The organism is Pedobacter hiemivivus (assembly GCF_005144565.1).
Classification (GTDB): domain Bacteria; phylum Bacteroidota; class Bacteroidia; order Sphingobacteriales; family Sphingobacteriaceae; genus Pedobacter; species Pedobacter hiemivivus.
Map to the genome: position 1 here is coordinate 595,977 of NZ_SWDX01000003.1, position 24,981 is coordinate 620,957.

The 24,981-nt window shown below is 36.8% G+C and carries 27 protein-coding genes; 14 read left to right on the plus strand and 13 right to left on the minus strand.

Going from position 1 to position 24,981, the window contains the following annotated elements; genetic code table 11:
* Positions 1–181: 181 nt before the first annotated feature.
* The 7 genes from clpB to FBD94_RS09725 all read left to right on the plus strand — a co-directional run bounded on the left by clpB (position 182) and on the right by FBD94_RS09725 (position 7,833).
* The gene (gene clpB / locus FBD94_RS09695) at positions 182–2,776 is read left to right on the plus strand and encodes an ATP-dependent chaperone ClpB (protein WP_136880059.1); all 2,595 of its coding nucleotides are present in this window, start codon (positions 182–184) and stop codon (positions 2,774–2,776) included.
* A gap of 147 nt (positions 2,777–2,923) precedes the next feature.
* Positions 2,924–3,556 carry an outer membrane beta-barrel protein gene (locus FBD94_RS09700; RefSeq protein WP_169472269.1) on the plus strand — a complete coding sequence of 211 codons (633 nt, stop codon included), beginning with the start codon at positions 2,924–2,926 and terminating at the stop codon, positions 3,554–3,556.
* A 33-nt stretch (positions 3,557–3,589) separates the two neighbouring features.
* On the plus strand, positions 3,590–4,234 hold the full coding sequence (locus FBD94_RS09705) for an outer membrane beta-barrel protein (RefSeq protein ID WP_136880061.1): 645 nt from the start codon (positions 3,590–3,592) through the stop codon (positions 4,232–4,234).
* A 275-nt stretch (positions 4,235–4,509) separates the two neighbouring features.
* On the plus strand, positions 4,510–5,571 hold the full coding sequence (locus FBD94_RS09710; protein ID WP_136880062.1) for a hypothetical protein: 1,062 nt from the start codon (positions 4,510–4,512) through the stop codon (positions 5,569–5,571).
* A gap of 23 nt (positions 5,572–5,594) precedes the next feature.
* Positions 5,595–6,257: an SMI1/KNR4 family protein gene (locus FBD94_RS09715; RefSeq protein ID WP_136880063.1), complete on the plus strand. Its 663-nt coding sequence runs from the start codon at positions 5,595–5,597 to the stop codon at positions 6,255–6,257.
* A 479-nt stretch (positions 6,258–6,736) separates the two neighbouring features.
* Positions 6,737–7,204 carry a hypothetical protein gene (locus tag FBD94_RS09720; RefSeq protein WP_136880064.1) on the plus strand — a complete coding sequence of 156 codons (468 nt, stop codon included), beginning with the start codon at positions 6,737–6,739 and terminating at the stop codon, positions 7,202–7,204.
* Between the two features lie 77 nt (positions 7,205–7,281).
* A complete protein-coding gene (locus FBD94_RS09725) occupies positions 7,282–7,833 on the plus strand; it encodes a SecDF P1 head subdomain-containing protein (protein WP_136880065.1) in 552 nt (183 codons plus the stop codon).
* 250 nt (positions 7,834–8,083) lie between these two features.
* Here FBD94_RS09725 and FBD94_RS09730 read toward each other — a convergent pair whose 3' ends face one another.
* The gene (locus tag FBD94_RS09730; protein WP_136880066.1) at positions 8,084–8,755 is read right to left on the minus strand and encodes a hypothetical protein; all 672 of its coding nucleotides are present in this window, start codon (positions 8,753–8,755) and stop codon (positions 8,084–8,086) included.
* Between the two features lie 106 nt (positions 8,756–8,861).
* Positions 8,862–9,830: a hypothetical protein gene (locus FBD94_RS09735; RefSeq protein WP_136880067.1), complete on the minus strand. Its 969-nt coding sequence runs from the start codon at positions 9,828–9,830 to the stop codon at positions 8,862–8,864.
* A gap of 819 nt (positions 9,831–10,649) precedes the next feature.
* On the opposite strand from FBD94_RS09735, the gene FBD94_RS09740 reads away from it, so the two are divergent.
* From FBD94_RS09740 to FBD94_RS09750, 3 genes are all read left to right on the plus strand, one after another.
* Positions 10,650–11,354 (plus strand): hypothetical protein, encoded by a 705-nt coding sequence (locus tag FBD94_RS09740; RefSeq protein WP_136880068.1) that lies wholly within the window; start codon positions 10,650–10,652, stop codon positions 11,352–11,354.
* A 70-nt stretch (positions 11,355–11,424) separates the two neighbouring features.
* A complete protein-coding gene (locus FBD94_RS09745; protein ID WP_136880069.1) occupies positions 11,425–12,132 on the plus strand; it encodes a hypothetical protein in 708 nt (235 codons plus the stop codon).
* Between the two features lies 1 nt (position 12,133).
* Positions 12,134–12,604, plus strand: a complete 471-nt coding sequence (locus tag FBD94_RS09750) for a hypothetical protein (RefSeq protein ID WP_136880070.1) — start codon at positions 12,134–12,136, stop codon at positions 12,602–12,604.
* 143 nt (positions 12,605–12,747) lie between these two features.
* On the opposite strand, the gene FBD94_RS09755 is transcribed toward FBD94_RS09750, so the two are convergent.
* The 4 genes from FBD94_RS09755 to FBD94_RS09770 all read right to left on the minus strand — a co-directional run bounded on the left by FBD94_RS09755 (position 12,748) and on the right by FBD94_RS09770 (position 16,143).
* On the minus strand, positions 12,748–13,440 hold the full coding sequence (locus FBD94_RS09755) for a hypothetical protein (protein WP_136880071.1): 693 nt from the start codon (positions 13,438–13,440) through the stop codon (positions 12,748–12,750).
* 334 nt (positions 13,441–13,774) lie between these two features.
* Entirely contained in the window at positions 13,775–14,506 is a 732-nt protein-coding gene (locus FBD94_RS09760; RefSeq protein WP_136880072.1) for a class I SAM-dependent methyltransferase, read from the minus strand.
* A 485-nt stretch (positions 14,507–14,991) separates the two neighbouring features.
* Positions 14,992–15,459 carry a hypothetical protein gene (locus tag FBD94_RS09765; protein WP_136880073.1) on the minus strand — a complete coding sequence of 156 codons (468 nt, stop codon included), beginning with the start codon at positions 15,457–15,459 and terminating at the stop codon, positions 14,992–14,994.
* A gap of 327 nt (positions 15,460–15,786) precedes the next feature.
* Positions 15,787–16,143, minus strand: coding sequence for a hypothetical protein (locus FBD94_RS09770; RefSeq protein WP_136880074.1), 357 nt, complete (start codon positions 16,141–16,143; stop codon positions 15,787–15,789).
* Between the two features lie 103 nt (positions 16,144–16,246).
* Between FBD94_RS09770 and FBD94_RS09775 the strand changes: the two genes are divergently transcribed.
* The 3 genes from FBD94_RS09775 (at position 16,247) to FBD94_RS09785 (ending at position 18,315) form a co-directional block, all read left to right on the plus strand.
* Entirely contained in the window at positions 16,247–17,140 is an 894-nt protein-coding gene (locus FBD94_RS09775; protein ID WP_136880075.1) for a hypothetical protein, read from the plus strand.
* 193 nt (positions 17,141–17,333) lie between these two features.
* Positions 17,334–17,819 (plus strand): SH3 domain-containing protein, encoded by a 486-nt coding sequence (locus FBD94_RS09780; protein WP_136880076.1) that lies wholly within the window; start codon positions 17,334–17,336, stop codon positions 17,817–17,819.
* Between the two features lie 271 nt (positions 17,820–18,090).
* Positions 18,091–18,315 (plus strand): DUF6965 family protein, encoded by a 225-nt coding sequence (locus FBD94_RS09785; protein WP_136880077.1) that lies wholly within the window; start codon positions 18,091–18,093, stop codon positions 18,313–18,315.
* Between the two features lie 75 nt (positions 18,316–18,390).
* On the opposite strand, the gene FBD94_RS09790 is transcribed toward FBD94_RS09785, so the two are convergent.
* From FBD94_RS09790 to FBD94_RS09820, 7 genes are all read right to left on the minus strand, one after another.
* Complete coding sequence (locus FBD94_RS09790; protein WP_136880078.1) at positions 18,391–18,669, minus strand: hypothetical protein; 279 nt, start codon at positions 18,667–18,669, stop codon at positions 18,391–18,393.
* A gap of 485 nt (positions 18,670–19,154) precedes the next feature.
* Positions 19,155–19,523 carry a hypothetical protein gene (locus FBD94_RS09795; protein ID WP_136880079.1) on the minus strand — a complete coding sequence of 123 codons (369 nt, stop codon included), beginning with the start codon at positions 19,521–19,523 and terminating at the stop codon, positions 19,155–19,157.
* A 12-nt stretch (positions 19,524–19,535) separates the two neighbouring features.
* The gene (locus FBD94_RS09800; protein WP_235884430.1) at positions 19,536–20,069 is read right to left on the minus strand and encodes a C40 family peptidase; all 534 of its coding nucleotides are present in this window, start codon (positions 20,067–20,069) and stop codon (positions 19,536–19,538) included.
* Positions 19,988–20,359 (minus strand): hypothetical protein, encoded by a 372-nt coding sequence (locus FBD94_RS09805; RefSeq protein WP_235884431.1) that lies wholly within the window; start codon positions 20,357–20,359, stop codon positions 19,988–19,990. Before FBD94_RS09805 ends, FBD94_RS09800 begins: the two co-directional genes overlap by 82 nt.
* 56 nt (positions 20,360–20,415) lie before the next feature.
* Positions 20,416–21,078, minus strand: coding sequence for a DUF6266 family protein (locus FBD94_RS09810; RefSeq protein ID WP_131606863.1), 663 nt, complete (start codon positions 21,076–21,078; stop codon positions 20,416–20,418).
* A gap of 207 nt (positions 21,079–21,285) precedes the next feature.
* Positions 21,286–22,485, minus strand: a complete 1,200-nt coding sequence (locus tag FBD94_RS09815) for a hypothetical protein (protein ID WP_136880080.1) — start codon at positions 22,483–22,485, stop codon at positions 21,286–21,288.
* Positions 22,482–23,123: a DUF6266 family protein gene (locus FBD94_RS09820; RefSeq protein ID WP_136880081.1), complete on the minus strand. Its 642-nt coding sequence runs from the start codon at positions 23,121–23,123 to the stop codon at positions 22,482–22,484. The genes FBD94_RS09815 and FBD94_RS09820 overlap by 4 nt, the downstream gene beginning before the upstream one ends.
* A 774-nt stretch (positions 23,124–23,897) precedes the next feature.
* On the opposite strand from FBD94_RS09820, the gene FBD94_RS09830 reads away from it, so the two are divergent.
* Positions 23,898–24,848, plus strand: a complete 951-nt coding sequence (locus FBD94_RS09830; RefSeq protein WP_169472270.1) for a helix-turn-helix transcriptional regulator — start codon at positions 23,898–23,900, stop codon at positions 24,846–24,848.
* The last annotated feature ends 133 nt before the right edge of the window (positions 24,849–24,981 follow it).

A 24,981-nucleotide genomic window follows, 5' to 3' on the forward strand; every position in this document is an offset into this window, starting at 1 on the left:
AAAGGACGTGAAATTTATCTAAACTCTATAAATCAGCGCTTTTATTTACCGAAAAGAGACATTATTTCATGGTGGTTTGATATTTATCGGTAAAATAGTCACTACAATTCTTTAAATACAGACAAAATTTCCGATTTTATTAAGAAAAACAAGGCGGCATATACTTTGTTTATAGATTGATATGAACTTCAACAACTTCACTATAAAAGCACAGGAAGCGATTCAACAGGCTTCCGAAATAGCCCAAGGCAATCAGCAACAGGCTATTGAGACAGCACACATCTTAAAAGGTTTGCTTACTGTTGATGAAAATGTAGTTTCTTACGTTTTGAAGAAGCTCAATGTGAATCTAAATGTTTTAAATCAACAATTAGATGCAGAGATTGAGAAATTCCCTAAAGTTTCGGGCAGTAGTCCGTATTTAACCTCGGGAAGTAACTCCGCTTTACAAAAAGCTCAATCTTATTTAAAAGAGTTTAAAGACGAGTTTGTATCTGTTGAGCATGTGTTGCTTGGCCTACTTTCCGTAAATGACAATACAGCTAAACACCTGAAAGATCAGGGCGTAACTGAGAAAGACCTTAAAAAAGCCATTATTGCTTTACGAGGTGATAACCACGTTACCGGTCAAAATGCAGAAGCTACTTACAATGCATTAAATAAATATGCACGTAACTTAAATGAATATGCCGAATCAGGCAAGCTAGATCCTATAATTGGTCGTGATGAGGAAATCAGACGGGTGATTCAGATTCTTTCAAGAAGAACTAAAAACAACCCGATCTTGATTGGTGAGCCTGGCGTTGGTAAAACTGCAATTGCCGAAGGTATTGCTTTCAGAATTATCAAGGGCGACGTGCCTGCCAACCTGAAAACAAAAACCGTTTACTCTCTGGATATGGGTTCACTAATTGCAGGAGCCAAATACAAAGGAGAATTTGAGGAACGCTTGAAAGCAGTGATCAAAGAGGTAACTCAGAGTGATGGCGATATTATTTTATTCATTGATGAGATCCATACTTTGGTAGGTGCCGGCGGTGGTGAAGGTGCAATGGATGCCGCAAACATCTTGAAACCTGCATTGGCCCGTGGCGAATTGCGGGCGATTGGTGCCACTACCCTGGATGAATACCAGAAATATATTGAAAAGGATAAGGCTTTAGAGCGTCGTTTTCAAAAGGTCTACGTCGATGAGCCCGATACACAAGATGCGATCTCTATCCTTCGTGGATTAAAAGAACGATATGAAACCCACCACAAGGTGCGGATTAAAGATGAGGCTATTATTGCGGCTGTAGAGATGTCTCAACGCTATATTGCCGATAGGTTTTTACCGGATAAAGCGATCGACTTAATGGATGAAGCCGCTGCCAAGCTTCGTATGGAAATGGACAGTGTGCCTGAGAAGGTGGATGAAATGAACCGTAAGATCATGCAACTGGAGATCGAACGGGAAGCCATTAAACGCGAAAACGATAGTAAAAAGGTAAAAGCGCTGGGCGAAGAGATCGCCAATCTCTCTGCCGAAAGAGATGAAATAAAAGCAAAATGGCAGGGCGAAAAGGACCTGGTAGACAATATTAACAATGAGCTGGAACTGGTTGAAAACTACAAACAGGAAGCCAATCAGGCCGAACGTGCCGGAGACTACGGAAAAGTAGCCGAACTGCGTTATGGTAAAATCAAAGAGGCTCAGGATAAAGTTGAAAAGTTAAAAGCTCAATTGGAGAGTCAGCAGATTGAAGGCCGAATGCTAAAAGAAGAGGTTACCGCTGATGACATTGCAGGTGTGGTAGCGCGTTCGACGGGCATACCGGTAACCAAATTGATTTCCAGTGAACGCGAAAAACTATTGCACCTTGAAGCTGAGCTGCATAGACGTGTTGCCGGACAGCATGAGGCTATTGAAGCGATATCTGATGCCATACGCCGCTCACGTGCCGGCTTACAGGACAAACGCAAACCAATTGGTTCGTTTATATTCCTGGGTACAACTGGTGTAGGTAAAACTGAGCTAGCGAAGGCCTTGGCAGAATTCCTGTTTAACGATGAAAATGCAATGACTCGCATCGACATGAGTGAATACCAGGAACGACATTCGGTTTCACGCTTAATTGGTGCGCCTCCGGGATATGTAGGCTATGAAGAAGGCGGACAACTCACTGAAGCGGTACGTCGTAAACCTTATTCGGTTGTGTTATTAGATGAGATTGAAAAAGCACATCCAGATGTATTCAATATCTTGTTACAGGTGTTAGATGATGGCCGTTTAACGGATAATAAAGGCCGTGTAGTGAATTTTAAAAACACGATCATTATTATGACGTCGAACATCGGTTCGCACCTTATACAGGATAATTTCAAAAACCTGAGCGATGAGAACCGCGATGAGGTAATTGCGAAAACTAAAAACGAGTTGTTTGAGCTGTTGAAACAAACCATCCGACCTGAATTTTTAAACAGGATTGATGAGTTGATCATGTTTACTCCGCTTGATCGCAATGAGCTTCGAGACATCGTTAGCTTGCAGTTTAAACATGTTCAGGACACACTTGCTGAAATGGGTATTGAAATGGAGGCAACTCCCGAAGCATTGGACTGGTTAGCTGAACTAGGTTATGACCCTCAGTTTGGAGCGCGACCATTGAAACGTGTGATACAGAAACGCATTTTAAATGAGTTGTCTAAGGAGATTTTGGCTGGCAAAGTAGATAAAGACAGTAAAATCAAATTAGATATGTTCGATCACAAATTTGTGTTTTTGAACAATAAATAAGGCCTCCTACCCTTTTAAAAGCCCCTAATATGCAAAACCCTTAAGGTTAGCGGATTAGGGGCTTTTCTTTTTTTGAAACATTCTCGTTGCAGAACTACAATATTGTTTTTATTAACTAATATTGATTAACACAAAACACAAATGAAAATGAAAAGCAAACTATTCATCATGGCCGCGCTATGCGCCATCGCGTTCAAGAGCAACGCACAAACAGAAAAAGGAAAGTTCTTATTGGGAGGAAGCGTAAACTTTAGTACTTCTAACAACGAAAATGAAAATCCAGCAAAAAGAACCACTTTTGGCATTGCACCAAGAGTTGGCTACTTTGTAAGCGACAATTGGGCTGTAGGTACCACTTTAAACTATTCCATGTCAAAAACAAAAGGCTCCATTCAAGGTGAAATGACTTATATTGGCTATCAGTCAATCAATTACGGAATATCTCCATTTGTTAGGTATTACACGAGAATTGCCGATAATTTCAAGTTTTTTGGAGATTTTAATGTAAATGCTATTCGAGGAAGCCAAAAAGAAGTAGATGAGCATGGAGAAGTCGGAATTACCACATACAAGTCCACAAGGTATAGCACCGCAATTAGTCCTGGACTGGCGTTTTTTCCAGCCAAAAAATGGGCTATTGAATTTCAATTCCCCTTGTTAAGTTACTCCAAGCAGAAAGAAACCTCGCAAATAGCAGAAAGACCATCGTTTAAGAATGACGCTTTCACTTTTGGCTTGAGTTCCTTTAACCCGGCTATTGGTGTGAATTATCATTTTTAATACTGCGATTAATTAAACACTCAAGAAATTAACATGAAAAACAAATTAGTTTTCGCAGCATTGCTATGCATTTTTAGTTTTAAAGCCAATGCCCAAACAGAAAAAGGAAAGACGATGTTAGGTGGATATGTGTCCTTTTACACCTATAAATTTGAGGGACAATACATTCAAAAAGCAAATAATTTTAGCACTTCTTTAAGATCGGCTTATTTTATTAAAGACAATCTAGCAATTGGCCTTGGCTTATTGTTCAATAACTCAAGGAGTAAGGAAAGCGATCTGGCCAACCTAAACCTATTGAGCAGACAAACAAGCAAAAGTTACGGTGTATCGCCATTTGTCCGGTATTACTTCAACATCAATGAGAAATTTAAAATTTTTAATGAACTGGCTATAAACGGCAGTATTGGAACGTCGGAATATAAAAATGAGACGAGTCCACTTTTCTCAAGTGAAAATAAATTCAAACAATTTGGAGCAAATATTAAACCCGGACTGGCTTTTTTTCCTACTAAAAAAATTGCAATTGAATTTTCATTTCCGATGCTGAGCTACCAAAAAAGTTTTTACGAAACAAAGTACATGGAAAATCCTACCGAATTTAAAAACAACGGTGAGAGTTTTCAATTTGGAATAACCACTTTTAAACCGACTATCGGAGTAAACTATCATTTCTAGTACTTTTTTGGACCATTTAAAAAAGGTTGATCAGAAATGGTCAACCTTTTTTTTGTCCAATATTTTATTAACAGCGTAGTTGCTTTGTTCTTGTGAAACGTATTGGGTTAAAAGTAAAAGAAAGGAGAAAGAAGCTATGAGTTAGTATTAAATGTGAAAGTATTGGGTTAATCTATCAATGTACATTTGGAATTTCATCTGCACGCCAACCAAGGGAAATAACCTACCCCTTAACTAGATTAATCGTAAGTGACCCATTTAAAGACGTTATTAGAGTGGATGGAGTGGAGTATGAGGGTGAATCCATCGTGATTTATGACAGTGACAATAATGTGGTTGCCTATTATTTTACTCCAAACACAACTAGTACAATATTCCCACTTGGATATTATTACTCTATAGGCAACGGTAGGCCAAGCCTAAATCTTTCATCATATTCTTTTGATTTTGGGCCTCCAGCAATTATCCCAGGCGGCATCAGGTCTTATACCGGAGGGAAAGTAGATGATGTAGTTATTCCGAATATGATATATCCGGCGGAATGGCACGAAATAGAGGATAATTTTGGTATTTTAATTGCAGAATTGGCAAATCAGGGTATTGATAATGGTGATCCTATACCAGATATGTATTATAGAAATGACGGGACACCAATTGACATGCTAAGTGCGCCAGCAAAAGGAAGAACTGTTTTGGGGGTCCCGAGAAACTCAGGTTACTTTTGGAGAGAATTATATAAAAAGCGACCCGAAATGTTTAGTCCTGAGAACAAAGACAAGATCTTTAGAAAGCCCAATGGAATTTCACCAGAAGTTGATGAACAATGGATAAGATACAACCCATCTCATAAGCCTTATGATAAAACGCCATTAATTCACCATCATGATCGGCAGGGAAGATATGCATATGCCCTTCCAGCAAAAGTACATCAAAAATGGAGTAAGATATTTCACGAAATCCGTTCTAAAGGTGGGATATCGAAAATAGGAGGCAAATTAAATTCAGTTGCCGGAGCCTTACAGATTTTTAGTATACTAACCGATTTGCGAACTGGCAATCCCGATGGTTGGATAAACTGGTTTGGTCCACAAAATATTATTGGCAGAATATATAAGGATAATGAAAAAGATGTTTATTTTCAGATCACATCCAAAGAAGAAACTAGAAATAGCAGCGGTACTGTCATTTCAGCTGTGGTGACATATCACGTTTTTGCCGATTATGTCTGGGATGACGATGAAAATATGTATATGGGGGTGCAAAAATTGGGCACTTATACAGAAACAATCGATGTAATTAATGCGAAGACCATTAGAAGGTCATTTGGGATTATTTGACAATCAATTAAACAATGCAATACATGAAAAACATTATAGAAGATTTTTTTAAAGCTTACTGCAGTGACGATACAAATGTAACAGCCGTATATAGGAACGTACCAAAGGAAATGATGGCATCAGCTGTGAGCGAATCTGGTTGGTTTAGCTGGACACCAATTAAAGGAACCTTAGATTATGATGACTACAAAAAAGTGGAGCAAAAATTTAATGTTGTTTTTCCAAAAAGTTTCATTGAATGGCACAAGACTTATTTCTTTTTAAGTTGCGATTGTTCCATAATAAGGCTACCATTTTCCGATCCGGGGAAACCAATTGGAGAAGTAATAGACGAATTGAATAATGATATGGCAAAAGAGCTAATTGAAATGGGGCTATATCCATTTGGTCAGGATGGTAATGATGGCGGGCCGTTTGTTTTTGATGCCCGTCTTGAAGTTGAAAATAATGAATTTCCAATTAGATTCTTCGATACAGGCCTCAATGAGGTAAGTGAAATTCTCTTTTCCTCCTTCCCTAAACTTTTAGAATGCTTAACTCATTTCCTTACAAGTAACGGACCTGGAGGATACGAAGCCATCCACGATTTTTTTGCCATAGATCCTGAAGGAGCAGGTAAAACTGGTGTAGATTACTGGCTAGAATTAGCAAACGCTATGAAATGGGAATATGAACAAGAAGATTAACACTTTGTATAATCAATCAAAACTACATAGATTATGTAATAACTAAAGCCGTATAATAGGAAAGAGGTTGTATCATTGATAAAAAGATGATCAACCTCTTTTTTTGTGATCCTTCATTTCTAAGTAATTAAGTTTGGTGCATCTTTCTTCAGGCCTCCATTTTTCGCCCTTTTAAAAGCTGCTGTAATAATTGTTAATAGATTATTATTGCGTATTTCAGTGAAAGTGGTTCATCGTCACTTTTGGTGAAAACCTATCGTAATAGATAAATGGTCTACAATATCAAAAAGCACAATAAATCAACTTGGGAAATGATACAAGGCCACGTTCCACGGAAGATATAGCAGATAGAAAATAATCCCTACAATCAATCTGTGGCAGAATTTTATTCCAGATCAATCAAATAGTATATATATTAGACTTTTAGATAAGAAGCTTTTGTATTGCTAAGAACATTTTCAACCTTAAAAAACATTTCAATGGAACCCCTTATTATCAGGAAAGCAGCGTTAAACTTATACCTTTTATTGGCGCTGTCAATTTTATCGTTCCTGTTTTTTGTCTATATTTTTTATGATGATTTTACAATCGTAGCTGTGGTCATCATAGCTGTTGTCGGTCTATTCCCGTCATGGCTTTTTATTTATGCGCTTCGGGAGCTCATTCAAAAAAAGCCTCATCTTACTTTTACCGAAAACGAACTGATTGTTAAGAACCGTGATTTTTACAATTGGGAAAACATAGAGGGTTTCGGATTCAGTGTAGAAGAAGTTGGACGTGACAATGCCGGGAGCATCTATAAAAATTACGTTACCTTATCATTAAAGGACGGTACTTCTGCAAAAATCCCAGTATCCCATTTGGACAGGAAAGCAGATGAAATCCTGTATTTACTAGGGGAATACAAACGGGAATCAGAAGAAGCAAAAAGACCTTTTAAACAATAAGTTTTAAACTCTAGCTATTGGTATTGAAATGATCCCTGACTGATGACAAACCCTGAAGAAAAAAAAGGAAAGAAACTATGATAAACCCGATTACTTTAATTCTAGCTTTTACACTTCTGAATGCCCCAGTTGACAGTAAATCAATACGCAGGCAAATAAACCCCAAAGCTACATTGACTAAAAATCCTGAACAGCACCAAAAGGGTAAATCTAATATCGCACAACACGAGAGCAACATTCTTAATACTGGTTGGTATTACGTTGTCCCTAAGGATAAGGGCCTTAAACGACAGTTGGATAAGTCAAAAGAAACTTACTTTTTAGACAGGCATCCAATTGTTACAGCAAGAAACTTCAGTGCGTTTTTAATTGACGGATCAACAGTATCGGGGCCAAAAAAATATTCTTATCGGTTGGTTATCGAACTTGACGACACGGGAGCAGACTATTGGAGCATTGCAACAAAGAAGTCAATTGGAAAACAGCTTGCATTCATTGTTAATAATCAGCTTTTATATGTTGCTAAAGTCTTCGCTCAACTCGACAATGGTATAACGGTAATGGATCGAGGCATCGATTCAAAAGAAGAAATTGAAAAACTCAAAGCAATTATTGAAAATGAGCGGTAAGCCTGGAAAGTTGGTATTGCCTTTGAAAAAGAAACTTAGATAAGTTAGAAAAGTATATTTTTTTAATATACTTTCACCAAAAGTGACGAAGAACCACTATTGGTGAAATATACAGCTAACCAGCTGAATGTCTATATTTGGCGGTCCGATACTGACAGCCTTTCACCACTCAGGCCGGTTACAGCAGTGGCCAGTTTGGCCCGGAGTGGAGTGACTACATTCCCATTCCTCGAAATCTACATTCAGAACATCACTCTTTCTCCTTAGACGCATGAATTTGAATATGCCTTTTAAACAATGCTGTTAATTGTTCGTAATTTTCCAACTGAACCGATTTAAAACCCAAAACAATTTTGCGCTCTGGAAATAATATATCAGTTGAACCTTGCTTAAAGCTTTGATTGAATTTGAAAACTATTTTATAAACCTTACTATCAACCATCTGATCCAAGGGGTCAGAAAATGAATATTTAATATCTTTAAATTTATTTGAAGAAAACAAAATCAAGCTATCGTAGGCTTTAGGTAAAGTCACATTCTTGTGGGCATATCTTAAGACTTTACTATTTAGGTTATCTTTTATTGTTTCTCGATTAATTAGGCTATCTTGCTCGATATCGTAATATTTCCCGCCCTTAAATGCTTTTAGTTTTAATAACGAATCAACTGAAAAAACGTTGCCTTTAGTGGCATTTATCGAATCATACCTCGTGCCAAACATTTCATCTTTTTTATAAATATGATATCTATATATCGTATCTATTTTTGTCGCCTCGTTAAGCACATTGGCTTTTTTATCAAGGGTTGTTAGCGTCTGAGTAAATACTTCTGGAATCGCTAACATCACATATTCCTTATAATAAGAAATGTTAATTTTTACCATTGTTTTGACAGCAACCGTGTCCACATTAAGCAAATCCATATCATAATAGAGTTGAATATTCTTTAAAGAAGATTCGTCATTGATTATTTTGCAGGATGATATAAAATAGCAAAGAAAAAATAATGCTGAAAGTAATTTGTACGATCTAATTGCCTGATAACTCATTTGTAGTAAAAATATGTGACGCATTCATATCAAGAGTAGTCAATAATGGAAGCAATGGGCAATTTAGTGGTTCCAATTTAAAAAAATACAATAGTTGCATGCCAGCATTAGAAGTATAAACATTTGCATTAGCTTCCTTGACAACAACACTGACTGAACCACCTACCGCCAGTCCGCGAAAGAATTCATTGACATGTGTTAAACCAGTAAAGCTCAACACGCCTGAATTATTTTCATATACGGCCAAATCTTGAGACTCAAATACCCACAGGCCTTGATTTTGTTTGTGAAAGTTCCAATAAAGATTTTTTTTCTTTATAGTGCCAACCGATGCGTCAGTCGCCCTCAAAAACTCAGAAGAAGGGGCGCTATCATTAGTAGAGCTCACAAAAGCGGTAAAGTCAGTCTGGGCCTGAACGCAAGGATCTGGTTCTGGATCCGGTACATTTGAACAACCACCTGTAGGCGTCACTATTGGGAGTCCTACCATATATACATATACACCATGCAATTGCTGCATTTGATCAATTGCTGTACCAATAGCTACATTTATAATTGTAACAGCTTGTCCTGTAATGTCATACTGGATGTTACCCCAGCTGACGCCATTTTGACTTACATTATACATTCCATTGGGATCCATTGCATTGAGCTGACTATAAATAGCCTGTGTAAACAAGCCATTGAATATATCACCATACATAGCTCCTTCTTGATTTGTATAAAAGCTACCAGAGAAGTAGATATCTCCTCCGCATTGCACAGTTGAAGCAGTGTTAAGCGTTTTTAAAGAGGATTTTCTTTGAGAAGATGATTTAGCACCATTATTTGAGTTAGTTGTACCTTTTAATTCAAAGGTTTGGGTTTTCGCAAGTTCTTCAGACTTACAACCATTAAACAAAATCAAAGCCAACAAAATGACCACAGAGGAGAGAAAAGAGCGTTTCATATATTAGTTCGTTTTAAGATAAGTCGCAATAACTGCGATGCGTTTTTTGTTTTTAATGACACAAACCTATATCATTTAAGTCAAAATCGCAAGATGGTAATGGTTATTTTCCATTTTTGCACTCGACTTATGTGGTTTAGTCGGCGTTTAGTTTAACGATATTTGTGGTTAATTTAATCCCTACTTTATAATTTACAGTATTTAAAAGCGCTGAAAATCGGCCAAATAACTAGTTTATGGGATAAAAAGTGGTCATGCGACAGAGACTTTTATGAATGCCATAAAAATTTCAAAAATCAAAATGGGTGAGCGGGAAGTACAACGAATCACTAATATTAACACTTGTACATTATCCTTAGTTATTACCTATATCTGTATCGGTGGAAATACTATTATGGTTTCAACAAAATAATTTTAAAGGTTATTTAAAGGCGATACAGCACCTGAAGATCATCCGCTTCCCACTTTACCAGTTACCCATCCCAAACTCTCCCGTAGTGGGGATAGTTAGTTGCAAAAAATTAAAATCCATAACACCTTAATTGTCAACCACCTGCAATACTATCTACTCATTTTCTGTAACTAATATAATTAATTCTAATTCAACAGATTAAGAAGTCTCAAAAATATAAAATAACTAAAATTAAACAACCCCAAACTCTAGGACATTTACACAAAGTTCACGTCTTTTGTTTCGGAATCATTTCATTAGGTCGTAATAAATCGTGAAATTTTTGAATTAGTGATTACAACAAATAAGTACGGCAGTATAACAGTTGAAGTTCTTAAATTCGCCACTCTAAATAAAACAAGAAAATCATGAGGGCGCATCAGGATCTGATACTATTAAAAATGAATGAGGAAGTGTATGCTTCAGTTAGTTTTGAATTTGCCTTCAGTTTGATTAACGAGTCAGAGCGCGGTGCGATACTCATTGGTTCAAGTAAAGTGGAAGAGTATTTAGAAAAACTGTTAATGGTAGTACTTCCATTGGGTAGTAAAAGTTACACAAGTAGGCTCTTCAATTACCCAGGTACGTTGAGTTCATTTTCCGGAAAGATAGAGATGTCTTATGCGTTCCGTTTAATTGATGACCAATTGTATGAATCTTTAAATGAACTACGTAAAATTAGGAATAATGCTGCTCACAGTTCACTTCCCTTTTCACTGAAGAAATCGGCTGCCTTGATTGATAAGATCTATAGTTTCGAGGATAATTTCCCCAAGCTAATTCATGATTTGTCGTTGGCAAAACTGATTCAGTGGAAATTAAGGATCATTCAGCAAAGTTTTGACAAGTCCGAACTTAAAGGGCTTAAGGCAGAAGAAGAATTTAATAAGCTCTTTCCCGTACCTGGAGAAGATGAACGACTTGCAGAGCAGTTGATACTTTGGAAGTTGTCACATGGTCTTCACTTCCTCTGCCTCAAATTAGAATGCATTACTGAAGAATATCAGAGGCTAATTACCAATGGTATCACCTGGTTGGATTTATTTGTTCTACCTCCGATCCAGAATGATTAATTTTTAATAATGTTATGCCCTAAACTATATGTAAAATGATATTTTCGTAAGACGACTCAAAACACATTAAATGACAACCACGATAACTTCAGTAATTGAACAATATCTGCAGGATTCCGATACAGATATTCATCACAGGTACCTTTCCTGGGATCATTGCCAGGACGCAATAGTGTCCAACGAATCTATAAGCTATAAAACCCTTCATCTGGCATTTTATCTGGCAAGTTGGGGAATGTACAGAGGTTCCAGCGGCTTATTGCAAAAGAACTTTGAGATCCATCGCGGCCCGGTAGAGATCTACCACTCTGGTAAGTACGACACCTTAAAATGCAGCGATTGTCTAGAAATAACAGAAGCCAGCCTTTTAAATATTTTGGGTTTAAAACAGGAAATTGCAGACCATTACCAGCGTATATATTTTAAAAAAGGCGCTGATACGCTCAAACCAATTAGTGCAACGGACACTTTAATGAGTAAAATTATCCTTGGACTCTTTGGGTGCGTTCCCGCTTATGATGAATATCTTATCAAGGGATTACAGGTGGTAGGAATTCAGAAAAGAAAGTTCAACATCGAAGGTCTTAAAGAAATATTGAACTTCTACAACGAAAATTTGCATGAAATTGAAAGCTGTCGTAACCTAATCCAAAAAAAACGAGCTAAACACTACCCCGCAATGAAGATCATTGATATGTACTTCTGGCAACTCGGATACAACAAATTCCTGGAAGAAGAACAACAGGCTAAAGCTAAAAAAAATACATCCCTAACTTAACATGATGGCTAATAAACCCTACTGGCACAAACTGCTGCTTTACTGGATGGAAAAAGGTCATAATGGATTTACATTACCATTTTTAATCGGAAGTCAAAAATACCACCTGCCGGACGGAAATTTACATCCACAAGGAATTAGCGGTTTAATTACCGAAATGGCACTCCATAGCGATACCGAAACCTATATCACTTATTGTCCAGACATCAAACAGATCATTTTCGGACTGCGGAATATCGATAAGCAAAAGATTGCCGGGGAATTTTTCCAGCTGAAGGGCCGCAATACACAACTGTTCAGGACAAAGGTTGTCAATGATCTTCCCATTGAATTGGATGCCTTGATAATCGAACTCACAGACCGGTTTCAAACCTATGTAGATAACGGGCAATACTCCGTCAATGACTTAGAATGGACCAGCTTTACCGCAAAGGAATCTGATTTCATTAAGGTATGTTTTTTAGAAGCTTAAACGCTAATTTCCAGAAATGTAATATGTTTGATAGCTTGAGATAATTGCGGGACTAACAAAGAAGTTAAGACTGCCCTACATATTGCCCCGATTAAGTATTTCAAAACACCCGGCTAGCTGAGAAATCGGAACTCCTTTTCTAATTAACGGATTACCCGCTGTAAAATACGTTCTTCCATTTCTTCTCTCATTTTCGTATGGCCAATTCGCGCACAAGCACCTTTTGCTAAATCTAAAAGACGAGTTGCTTCAGAAACATTACTATAGTCCCTTTCAATATCTGACCATATGATGTAAGTATCCACCTTGATCCTTCGGTTGTCATCTGTATCGTCAAGATTCACTTCCAATGCCTCATTGAATTTAGTCCGGCCCTGTTCAAGACGGCCAAGTGAAAACAAGAAATTCGCATAACCTCTTAAATTCATTTGCTTCATTGAATCTGATATTGTTAGACTGATCGTTTTTTTCCAATACTCTTCTGCTTTGTTATAATCTCCTATCGACCTAAACGAGACAGCAAGCATTAAGCAATCAGCTTCTACCACCAGTTTGGGATGTTTTGTGCACAAGTAGTCTGCATTAACAATTTGAACTCTTCTTTGACCATTATATACTCTTCTAATTTCGACGATGGCTTTTGAGTTATGATCGACCTCCTCATTGCGAAGTTTTGCCATTTCCACATCAATTTTGGCTAGCGATTCAAGGCTATCACTTAATGTCTTTCTTATGCTCCTCCTATTTTCTTTGCGTTTCTCAATAATATTGGAAATAATGGTAATTACAAGCGTTGAAAAGCTAATAGTTAATACAAAATAATCTTTAAAGTCCATGTGTTTACTCAAATTTGTGGGTTAGTATTGGTCCGTTCTGCTTAACGGAAAGATATATAAGATTAGAAGGATACTGTTACTTTACATATGTCGTACTTCTTGGAAATTTACATAAAATTCAGTTAATATGTGACAAATAGATCATTGCTTCAAGAAAGCGCTCTTAGTTATTCGCAACTCAGTATCTAGTTATTCCTTTCTATAATCGCGTTTCTGCCAGCAATACGATTCAATGACGAAATGTAAATTCGTGGATAATATCAAACATGAACCATTAAAGGTAGTCAGGTAAAAGGAGTAGGTATTTTTTTACAATTACTTCTATTTTATTTTGCTATAGTAGTCTATAAATACCTATGATATCAGCTTCTGGATTATTTATCAAATGTTCTTCCTTGATTGATTCTCGTTCGCTTTCATCGAATATTTCTAAGTGGTCGAGATGTTTTTCTAGCCATTTTTCCTGCGTTTGCATCTCTTTTTTTGAAAAAAGGCGTTCTGTTTCCGAATACAATAGTCTTTCAAAACCCGATGGGATGAATAAGCCATCTAAATCTGCTAATGTAAAATAATGCTTGAAATAATCATTGTTTTCTGGATTGCTTGAATCATTCATGTAATATTTATCCGAATGAGCCCAAACATATATGAATGATCCTGAAACCAGATTTAGCTTCAATTGGTTTATTATATCTCGGCATTGGGCCAAATTAAAAAAGTGTAAGATGTTCGCCAGAAAAACTACGGAATAGGTTTCTGATGGCAACGTGTCACTTAGCAAAGTAAGATTGAGCAATTCGATATTTGTGTCAATATTTGGCAAGGCATCTAATCTTTTTTTTAGTTGGTCAAGTTGAAATTGCTCGTTGTCAATTCCTATTAACTTCCTGTTTGTACTGATATAATCAAAGAGAAAGGCTGTCTGACCACAGCCAATATCGACTATCGCACCATCAACAAATTCATTTTCATAATCCCTTAGAGGATTATGCAATCCCCTGATTAAATCATCAGTTGTGAAGTTTTCGGAATAAGCCTCCCAATATAGGCGCATTTGAGTATCCATAAGTATTAATTTCAAAAATCAAATTACATATTCTCACTGTTCAATCCAATTTTTTGGAATAAATTGACTCCTATTTGCTCGGTGAACAAAAAGTTAGTGGGACGAATTATCTTGATTCATAATCGAAATGTCGCTATAATAGTAAATTAGAAGGTTATTTATATTAAGCTCTTTGCTCCATAGAATGAGGATAAATCTAATCCTTCAAAGTCAGCTGGGGTTTTCTTATAAATCTCGTCAAATAGCCTTTTGAAATTATCATCGCTAGATTCCCTAATATTCCTCCACAGGAGATCATTGAACGGTTTATGATACTCCGCAAGTATTATTTGGTTTCCTTTAGCTTCTAGCCTCGTAGAAAGTAACATCAAGTAATGTTGGATATCTTCTAAAAAGAGTTCATAACGTTTAAAAGGTGCATCATTTGGTTGGCCATAATATTTATTAAGAAATTTTCCAATTTCCTCTAACTAGGGTTTAAAACATTATTGTTTAGAAGGTCTTTTTGCATAATCTGATTTCCGCTTATATTCATTAAGTAAATACAGGATTTCATCTGCCTTCCTGTCCAGATGGGATACTGGAATTTTTGCAGAAGTTCCGTTCTTTAATGATAGGGTAATGTAATTTTTATATATGCTCCCGGCATTATCACGTCCCACTTCTTCTATGCTGAATGCAAAACCCTCTATGTTTTCCCAGTTATAAAAATCACGGTTTTTAATGATCAGCTCGTTTTCAGTAAAAGTAAGATGAGGGCTTTTTTTTATGAGCTCGCGAAGTGCATAAATAAAAAGCCATGCAGGAAAAAGACTAACAACAGCAATGATGCCCACAGCTACGATTGTAAAATCCTCATTAAAAATATAGATAAAAAACAGCACCGATAAAACTGACAGTACTAATAAAAGGTATAAGTTTAACGTGGCTTTCCTGATAATAAGGGGTTCCATTGAAATATATTTATGTTGAAAACGTTCTTCGCAATACAAAAACTACTTATCTAAAGCTCTAATATATACACTATTTGATTGATTTAGAATAAAATTCTGTCACAGGTTAATTGTGTGGGGATTATTCCTATGTCACCCCTTTCGTGGAACGTGGCACTTACATTGCAGCCCAAGTTGATTACTTGTGCTTCTTGATATTCTAGACCATTTATCTTTTACGGTAGGTTTTCACCAGAAGTGACGCAGAACCAACTTGCACCGGAAAAAGACGTCAGATTAAATGCGGCATGAGTGACCATTTTCAGTGAAATACCCAGACCGATCATCTTAAATAGAGTCGCCAGTAATAATAATCTGCATTCGATTCAAGTCTATTAAAAAAGATATAATTAAATAATCCTCGTCTTCTCCACTTAGATCTTTACATCCATTATACTCATGACTTGTGTATTGAATTTTGAATCCTCCCTCATTATTCATGTGATCAGTCATTGATATTTTATCAATACTATAAACCTGCCATTTATCTTTTTGGTAACGATTAATAAAACTGATTAATTCCTGATTTTTAACTAGATCATGCTCAAGGCTGGAAGACATATCTTTATCATTTGCTTTCCATAAAGCACCTATTGAGGGTGATAGTTCTATTATTAGTGTTTCCAATTTTGGTTTTTGATCCATTATTATCATTTGTTTTTTCGACTATTTGACTCATTATAGCAAATAAACCATTATTCTATAAAGAAGTTATATATATTTAATGCTCTTACTCTAAATTAAAGGTATGAAATTAAATAGGCCAGCTATTCTCAAATTGGCAGAAATGATCTGCGGAAATCTTCCATTTGACTATTTCCCTTATCGATCATCCTCTCATCTAACAAAGTTTTTCATTGACCTGGATTTAGACTATGTTCATGAGGGGGCAACAAGGCACATTTGGGTTCAAAGTGTATTAAATGAGCTTAATGATAAAGAGCCTGAAGATGGGGCTTTCCCTAACCGTGATTTAACAAGGCTTATTGAATCTTTAGTTAATCCAGACTACTTTTTATTTGATGAAAAAGTAGATCATAATAAGGCTGTGCAAGCTGTTAAAACAGCAATTAAAACTTCCAAGCTTACTTTAAAAGAACTCTCAGATGGTCAGTACTTAGTTGCTTTATTGAATGGGGAATTTATATCAACTGCTGTTAAACAAGCTGATGCAATAAAACATATTACATTCGCCCCAACCGTATTTCAAGTTCCAGAAAAACCAGTAAATCAAAACTTGGTATCAGTCATGATGCCCTTTAATGCAGCTTTTCATGGCACATACGATGCAATAAAAAAAACCTGTGATTATATGGATTTAGAATGCTTAAGAGCAGATGATATTTGGCAGAACTCAACCTTCATCCAAGATATATTTGAATTGATATATACTTCGAATATAATTGTAGTAGATTTTTCTACCAGAAACCCGAATGTGATGTATGAAACAGGCATCGCCCATACTTTGGGGAAAACTGTTATACCTATTGCACAATCAATAAACGATATACCGTCCGATCTTACTCATCATCGAGCATTAATTTATCTTCCAAATCATGAAGGATACCGGAATCTTTCAAATGAATTATGGGCTAGGTTATGTACCATTTTAGGTCGAAAAAAACAAGTTAATAAAACATGAGTTACATTCAAGGCAAGATTCGATTTAAAATTGATACTTAACGATGATATAGACCTAACTCTAAAGTTTTCAGTAAAAACCCTTTGATAAAGGCTAATTAAGTCAAGTAAGATTGCAATCATTTTTTGATAAATACAATTTTAAGGGATATATTCCACGATTAGCTAAAATAATTAACTCAATAAAATTTAAAATGAAAGCGCTCAAAACATTTCTTTTTTTTATCGTATTATTTTCTACTTTAAATATCTACGCATCTCCTTATGTGACTAAGCAAGATATTAATGTGCGAAGAGGAGCTGGCAAGGGGTATGAAAAAATGGGAATAATAAAAAAGGGCAAAGTCGTAGAAATTGAAAGGATTGAGGGAAAATGGGGGAAAACTACTTTTGAGGGAAATGCCGGTTTTATCTCAATGTCATTTTTATCAGGAGAAGAAGGAACTAGAAAATCTGATTCTAAATCATCAGACAGTCTTATTGGAGGAATTATCTTAGGCATAATTATCATTTGCATTTTCTTAAAAAATAGTAGATTTTGGAGAAGTATCTTCCCAAACTATCTAGGTTCACCTGACGCTTATAAATATCGCTGCACACGATGTGGAGAAAAATATTATTATAGTAACACGGCCGAAACGTGCAGAAATAAAAAAGCACATTTAATGTATAAACTATAATCCATTCTATGATGCTACTCGAAATTCTATTCCTATAATAGCATTTGGAATTAGATGTCAAAAAGAACCCCACATAAATTAATTATGTGGGGACTGTAGAACAGTTTCTCAGGCTGTTCAACTAACGCTTTCGCATACAATGTAAGGATTCTTTTTAATAAAACACCCCCTAAATATTAGCTAATAAGTATAATGAAATGATATTAGGCTAATTACAGAATATTTAGAATATACAGTAAAGTACTCTCCTCTTTATTACTACCTTCGCCGCATGAGCGATATGACAGCAGAAGATTGGGAAGCAGCATTCCACGGCATTGAATTACCAGAAACAGCACAGATAGATACAGGGGTATTCATTTCAAATGTACCGGGCTTTCTTGAAAAATCCTTTGCAATCCTTCATGGTGGCAACGAAAGAGTAGCAGAGCCAGTTCGATGGAGACTTCAAAAGCTATTGGATATTGCAAATGAAGCCAATGGCGTGAAGGAGTAAACTATGTTTCATGCATCTCGCACCTAGCTATTACTGGTTTACTTTCTATACCAATAAACGGAATTATTCTATTAATTAAGATGATCCTTTTAATTCATCATTAACGATACTAGCTGCCAAAACCAGGCTATGAAGATATTCGTAATAAGCAATCAGATTAGCACGTTCTGCATTAGGTAATATGCGGCGGCTCTTGGTATAAAAACTTTGTTGGATCATTCTCCAGAGATATTCGAGACTATCATCAAGCGAATAAGTCTCAAAAAAATCTTTTAATTTAGTTTTTGCGAACGCGTTAAGCTCAGCTTTGGTTCCTGATGGTCTTTTGTGTAGAAATTGGTCGGGTGTATACATATGCTCATTTTTTTCAGTTTCAAAAATGAGTCTCTTGGGATTTATAGAAAGTTATAGTGGATTTTATCGTATAAAATGAAAGTGCACCATAGCGTAAGCTCTAAATACCGCACTTATGGGCTTACCACAGCCTTGGGAACGGGTTTACAATAGAAGCTATAACGCTACAGTGCACCTACGAAAGTACAACAATATTTGTTATAGGCATTAATCTACTGTCTCTTCCCCGTAGTTGTGGTAATTTATAAGTGGAGACTCTGAATTAATACTTCATTTAAGAAGTATGATCTGTTATTGTCGTTTCTTTATTTCATTGGCTATCAGTTTTAGGTGATTAATTTTGATATTTTTATCTGGTTATTTAAGCAAACATCTCGAAATAATTAATGATAAATCTCACTGAGCTGAAATTTGATTGAAAACGCAGTATAATAGCCTCCCGACAAAATTAAATACTGAGGAGGTTGTATCACCTCTTTTGTATTTTAAAAAAATCTTCTAAAAACCAGATAACAAACAACTACACTTATACATACCAGACCATAAATCCATGTTTGTATTGGCTCGGTCTTTTTCACTATTGTTTCCTGTTTCGCTACCTGCTTCTCTTCGGTTTTTAATCTGTCAGTTTTTGCCAGATCAATTCGCTCCCTGATATTTTGAACCTGGTAAAACCCACTATCATTCCAGTAAGTAAAGATCTGCGTTTCTTTATTTGCAGTTTTAAAAAGCAACTGGCTTGATTCCAGCTGCTTTTCAGATGATTGCTTATCTGTAGTAGTCGTTTTACTTGTTTTATTAAATAAAGCGCAACCAAATAAACATATTACCATAACAATTAATATTGCTTTCATTTCCTAAGTTTTCTAAGGTAAAGTGCGAGTTTTTGTGATCCAATTCGCAAAACGATGTATGCTACGGACGTGCCTTGTTCGGCGATAAACACCGTCCCCTTCCCTACTACCGTTTAAATTAGTGTTTCCTTCGACGCTGAAAACCCAATCATTCCTTACCTCCAAAACTATCCCGCAATGCCCTATCCGTTTTAAATGCTCAAAGTATATTCCCAACACCATTCCAGCCATCGGATTCTTGGCAAGCCGATCAGCTGGAAAAATTGCAGGACTCCAGGCCGTACGCGGTTGAGCATACCCAGATTGCCCAAAGCACCAGGAGACAAACGAAGCACACCAAGCCACTTTTTTGAGCCCAACATACGCATTGTATTGATCCACTCGCGGACCACCGTTTTCCATATATTCCCGAACGCCAATTTCCTTTTTAGCTGTTTCGATGATAGTTCTTGCATCTCCATCAGCTATACGATTGCGGTCAGCACCCCAACTGCTGCCAATAAAAGCAAGCCAAATGAAGCCCAATAAAATCCTAATTGTTGCCATAATTCCATTTTTTTAAAAGATAAAACCATCTCACTTAATAAAGGCAAGCCCAGCCTCATCCAAAAACTTTGCAGTAGCCACCAGCTTAAGCCTGTCACCATCAAAAAGCAAATCAGACTCATTAAGATCAGTAACCAGATGTTTGGATCAATAAACCCGATAGTAGCATCAGAATTTATGACCAAGCGTTGCAGAAAAGGCCAGATTAATAAGAGTAAACCAAATAATAGATAAGGCGTATAGTTTCTCCCAGAAACATCATCCTTTGTTATTTTTAAGAAATTCATCATTTGTTTTTTAAGTATTGTTAAGAAAATTGGAAGGCCGTTTCCGGCCCTCCATTAATTTAGTTCATGGCGACGATCATGATCTTCCCGACATAGTGACTGTCGGATACCAGTCCATCTTTCAGTACTGAACTAAAGTTCATCCAACCATGCACGTAATCCTCACCAAATTCCGGAGGTAACTGCAATTTAAAGACCCCAGCAGAGCGGGGAGCAGCACCCATTAGGCTAACAAACTGCTTTTTTGTTGGATTGTAGACCAGTAAATTAGCCATATCAGAAGCATCTTTATACTTATGATCTGCGATAGCTAATTGATCAGTCCATTCAAAATCTACTTTACCCGGCGCGGTAGCAGCAAGATTCATCTGACTAGGTAGTAGCAGTTTTCCACGAGCAAATCTCACCTTTGTGTAATCCATTTCAACCGCTGTTCCTACTGTTGTAACGGCTCCCGTTAAGTGATAACTAACAGCCTCGTTCATGGGCGAATTTGATGCTGATCTGTTACCATAGAACAATTCGATAAAATTGCTAAATGAACTTAAAAAGGCCGTAACCAAAGCAAACTTAGATCGTTGGAATAACTGTTTCAGCGTAGCCGGCTTATTACTAGGCCTGGTTAAACCTTTGATTACGTCTCTGTTGCGGAAACGTGATCCAATAACCGCACCTGTTTTGTTTCTGAAGCCGCCAAGGACTCCCCATGTGATAATTCCCATTTTTTTTAAATTTTAAAAGTTAAAAATTTTGTTAATTACGTTATCCGTTTCCAAAAGCCCTGCAGTGCCTCTTTCCACAAACAACATCACAAAGAGAAAGAATCATGGTAAGCTCTACCAGTTCCGGGGGTTCCAGAACCCTCCCCTAAAAACAGGCAAAAACCTATTCAACACCACCCGTAAGCCACAAAAATTTTTATAAAAAAATTATCCAAATTCAAATTCGTCATCCAAAACTTTTAACATACGAACCAAAATTACCCGAACCGTTTTCGCTGTACTTTGTACCACTTGCTTATACTTAGCTCCAAAACTTGTTGCCGAAATACCGGCACTACCGACTCCCGGTGTTTGAAAAATACTTGCAATAAAATTTAACAATTCTGTTTTTACACCTGGCTCGATAGCTTTTGCTGCAATCATGAGCTTAATAAAGTAGGCCAAAGCATCAACTGACAATGGCGTGCGAATTTTATAATTACCAGTGTTGGTTACAGGTGCTGAATTAACTTGTGGCCCAGTGGGTTGTTGTACGTTCACAGGTCGGCTCATAGCTACTTTCTTTGCCCTGATTCTCAACTCCACGTTTACAAATTCCGATAGCAAGCACTTAATTCGTTTTCGATCAATGTCATAACTTAAAGCCGATTTGCGATAAGAGTCGCGTGCAAAGCTCCTTTCCAAATGATTTAAGAAGCTCATTTGTTCCTCTTCGGTAATACGTACAGCCAACTCATCCATCATCACTTGTTGATAATACTTGATAAATGTCCCACTATTGAAATTCATCCCTATCAGTAAGTCTATCAACCGCCCTTCAAAATCAGATTTATTAGATTTTTTACACAATTCTATCAACGCATCCTGAAATGCGTTCATATAATCTACCCGATAGTAGTAGCACCGCGTAGCCTTTAACAAATCTGCCATACTTTCCAAGACGAGCTTATTCAATTTCAGGCCCAGGCCTAAGTTTTTGAAATAGGCCGTAATCAAGCAGGTTTGGGATTCAATCCGAACCTGTTGCCTCCTTAAATGGATAATGGGCATTTGAACCTTTTTTTCAAGATAGCGACTACAATCAGATTCTAATTTGTCCATTACATTATCCAGGCACTTTATAGTGGCCGATTTTAATGCATCCATTTCTGACGGCAGGTTTTGATACTTATCAATTTTATCCAATAACGTAATGCATTCCCCATGAATCTGGCGGATCTGTCGACCAACCATCTTTCCCAAAAAAATGCTCCCAGTAAAAAAACAAATCGTTTCGTACATTTCAGCGGTAATCTCAGGCAGCGTTTCAACCCAGGTATTTATTTGTTGTTTATTAAGCGTACACTTTTTTATGTCCATATCATTAACAATAAGCGTACGTAAGGTGTGAGTGGTGTGTGTTCTCATGGTTCAATTCGTCCTAAATAAATACTGTTTGCTATTTTTTTCCTATTAAAAGAAGTTACACCTAAGTAAACCTCTAATATTTTACCTTTTAAATGAGGGTTAAACTGAAAGCGACAATGCATAAGTGCCCGCTGCTTACCGCCAGAGAATCCATCGGCAATTTTAAGTTCAGGGCAATACAAAACCAACATCAACTGATCATCATGTGAAGCTTTAGGATTCGTATTTTTTTGCCAAGTCAACTCAATTGTATCTGGCGCAATTAATGTGATTACAGGATCCATAATTCCAGGTAAAACCCCTACACTCATAACCATTTTGCTGTAATCAACCCCAAGATCTGGATGGACACCTGTAATGGCTTGATGAAAATTAACAGAATAAGCAGCGCTAATCGCAGTTTTTCGTATGGCCAGGTTTTGAAAGCCAATGCTCATGTAGTGATGAAAAGGCGCCAACAGGATGTTTGTAAATTTCATTTTCTGCTCGTTGGCAATCTGTTTCGTAGACCTAGGGTCTGGTATAGCTTTAATTTCAGGAGCCTTTCTTATATAAGGGACTCCCATCCAGGTGGCCCCTACTATTGGACCTATTTTTCCGGAAATCGGGCCGAAAATCCCGTATTTTAATTTTGCCATAACATTTAATTTTTAATGTGTTTAATGAAATTGATCAATTGCAAATTCCTTCGGGAAGCCTTGTTTAGGGCTAGGACCGAATAAGGAGTACCATAGGCACATCGTAGGCACCTCGTAGGACTAACAGTCCAATAAAAGCCCTTTGACAGCCCTTTATGGGACCTTTTAAGGTAAACGCGTGCCCGAAGCCTTACCGAAGGCCTATGCAAGCCTCGGGCAAGCGCTATTAATTTCATTTCGTTTAATCGTTTTGTGCTCATGGAATAAATATAGAGCAGGCAAAAATGGTGGCTGATCGAAAACAACACTTTTAACCCATTTTGTAACATTTGTATACATTTAGTCTAAAATGAAACTTTAGCACACAAACTTATCTTTACAGTAGAAAAATATACATATATTGAGACCAATCAACCAAATGTTAACCACCCGCCAGGAAGGTTCCATAAAGGCTCCCGCCTTTTTGCTAGCGCCACTTGATCTGTTACGGTATAATCAGCCATGATATGGAAAGAGTATGTATATATCCAAAAGATGTTTGTAAAGTGACTGGAAAAGGCCTTCAGCACGCCAGACGTCTATTAAGTACAATAAGAATTGCACTCAACAAAAAGAGCCACCATTTTATTACAAAAAAAGAGTTCTGTGACTATACGGGTATTGATCCCGATTCGATGAACCTAGATTAAGTAAATTAGCCAGCACACACACAAGAAACCTTTTAATTAACGCGCCTCAATGCAATCACACCTTATGTTCAATATGGTGACTGCTGTGACTGAAAACATCAGCACAGGTCACTTACCCCATTTTTGTAGCTGGCCCATTCAATATGCACAAGCAAATCTAATTACTGTACCAGAAGGACAAATTTTAAGGCAATCACACAGCCATTCCCTGGTACATATCGATCTGTTTGAGTACGTACTAACCAAAGAAATCACCATCAACTTTGCCCAAACCAACATGAGCATTTTTATGTTCGCCATGTTTGAGGGCCATTCTGCGCTGTATGATCAACAAGATAATTTTATTTCTGAAGTAAAGAATGCCAGTTGTCATTTTGGTTATCATGACGAAGGAAATTATCATGTCAAATTACCCCCAGGCGTGCATAAATATTTGCTTTTAACCTTGCGGCCCGAATGGTTTTTATATGAAACTAAAAACTTGCATCAATTTAAAGCCCTTATTACAAACTATATGGCTAAGAAAGAGTGTGCATTTGCCCTTCCCTATTGTCGGCTTACCAAACGGGTCAATCAAACTCTTAAGAAAATGCTTTTACAAAAAAAGGTAAGCCCAGATAGTCTTTATGCAACGATAAAGCGTGTTTTAACTGAACTTATGGTGCAATATCACAATATGCTAGGAGAGCATAACTATACAACCGCAGCTTTGCATAAAATTAAAGCTATGGACATCAAAAATTTTATACAAGAGAATTTTAAGAGCAAGCTTGCCAATAGCATTCCTGAATTGGCCAGGCATTTCGCTGTATCTGAAACAACTTTCAAACAATTGGCGAAGTTGGCCTTTGGCAAGCCGTATCGTGAGCATTTAATTACATTAAGAATGGAGTACAGCTTACATGAACTAACCACTACCAATAAAACTATTCGTGAAATTACGTGCCTGGCAGGTTATAGTGATCCGTACTATTTTAGCTATGCTTTTAAAAAATATTACCAAAAAAGTCCCCACCATTTACGGAGTATATTATAAAATATATCAAAACAACAATGAGATTTTGGGCCAAAACTCGCCAAAAATGCAACTTATGTTAGCCCAAAATCTCATTTTCCAAAAAAAGCTAGTTGAGTAATTTTAAATAAAAAAAGAGACCACCTCTGATTTA

Bases quoted from the DNA above. Each gene is read 5' to 3' on its own strand.
- clpB (WP_136880059.1), top strand. From the start codon at position 182: ATGAACTTCAACAACTTCACTATAAAAGCACAGGAAGCGATTCAACAG.
- FBD94_RS09700 (WP_169472269.1), top strand. From the start codon at position 2,924: ATGAAAAGCAAACTATTCATCATGGCCGCGCTATGCGCCATCGCGTTC.
- FBD94_RS09705 (WP_136880061.1), top strand. From the start codon at position 3,590: ATGAAAAACAAATTAGTTTTCGCAGCATTGCTATGCATTTTTAGTTTT.
- FBD94_RS09715 (WP_136880063.1), top strand. From the start codon at position 5,595: ATGAAAAACATTATAGAAGATTTTTTTAAAGCTTACTGCAGTGACGAT.
- FBD94_RS09720 (WP_136880064.1), top strand. From the start codon at position 6,737: ATGGAACCCCTTATTATCAGGAAAGCAGCGTTAAACTTATACCTTTTA.
- FBD94_RS09725 (WP_136880065.1), top strand. From the start codon at position 7,282: ATGATAAACCCGATTACTTTAATTCTAGCTTTTACACTTCTGAATGCC.
- FBD94_RS09730 (WP_136880066.1), bottom strand. From the start codon at position 8,755: ATGGATTTGCTTAATGTGGACACGGTTGCTGTCAAAACAATGGTAAAA.
- FBD94_RS09735 (WP_136880067.1), bottom strand. From the start codon at position 9,830: ATGAAACGCTCTTTTCTCTCCTCTGTGGTCATTTTGTTGGCTTTGATT.
- FBD94_RS09740 (WP_136880068.1), top strand. From the start codon at position 10,650: ATGAGGGCGCATCAGGATCTGATACTATTAAAAATGAATGAGGAAGTG.
- FBD94_RS09745 (WP_136880069.1), top strand. From the start codon at position 11,425: ATGACAACCACGATAACTTCAGTAATTGAACAATATCTGCAGGATTCC.
- FBD94_RS09750 (WP_136880070.1), top strand. From the start codon at position 12,134: ATGATGGCTAATAAACCCTACTGGCACAAACTGCTGCTTTACTGGATG.
- FBD94_RS09755 (WP_136880071.1), bottom strand. From the start codon at position 13,440: ATGGACTTTAAAGATTATTTTGTATTAACTATTAGCTTTTCAACGCTT.
- FBD94_RS09760 (WP_136880072.1), bottom strand. From the start codon at position 14,506: ATGGATACTCAAATGCGCCTATATTGGGAGGCTTATTCCGAAAACTTC.
- FBD94_RS09765 (WP_136880073.1), bottom strand. From the start codon at position 15,459: ATGGAACCCCTTATTATCAGGAAAGCCACGTTAAACTTATACCTTTTA.
- FBD94_RS09770 (WP_136880074.1), bottom strand. From the start codon at position 16,143: ATGGATCAAAAACCAAAATTGGAAACACTAATAATAGAACTATCACCC.
- FBD94_RS09775 (WP_136880075.1), top strand. From the start codon at position 16,247: ATGAAATTAAATAGGCCAGCTATTCTCAAATTGGCAGAAATGATCTGC.
- FBD94_RS09780 (WP_136880076.1), top strand. From the start codon at position 17,334: ATGAAAGCGCTCAAAACATTTCTTTTTTTTATCGTATTATTTTCTACT.
- FBD94_RS09785 (WP_136880077.1), top strand. From the start codon at position 18,091: ATGAGCGATATGACAGCAGAAGATTGGGAAGCAGCATTCCACGGCATT.
- FBD94_RS09790 (WP_136880078.1), bottom strand. From the start codon at position 18,669: ATGTATACACCCGACCAATTTCTACACAAAAGACCATCAGGAACCAAA.
- FBD94_RS09795 (WP_136880079.1), bottom strand. From the start codon at position 19,523: ATGAAAGCAATATTAATTGTTATGGTAATATGTTTATTTGGTTGCGCT.
- FBD94_RS09800 (WP_235884430.1), bottom strand. From the start codon at position 20,069: ATGGCAACAATTAGGATTTTATTGGGCTTCATTTGGCTTGCTTTTATT.
- FBD94_RS09805 (WP_235884431.1), bottom strand. From the start codon at position 20,359: ATGATGAATTTCTTAAAAATAACAAAGGATGATGTTTCTGGGAGAAAC.
- FBD94_RS09810 (WP_131606863.1), bottom strand. From the start codon at position 21,078: ATGGGAATTATCACATGGGGAGTCCTTGGCGGCTTCAGAAACAAAACA.
- FBD94_RS09815 (WP_136880080.1), bottom strand. From the start codon at position 22,485: ATGAGAACACACACCACTCACACCTTACGTACGCTTATTGTTAATGAT.
- FBD94_RS09820 (WP_136880081.1), bottom strand. From the start codon at position 23,123: ATGGCAAAATTAAAATACGGGATTTTCGGCCCGATTTCCGGAAAAATA.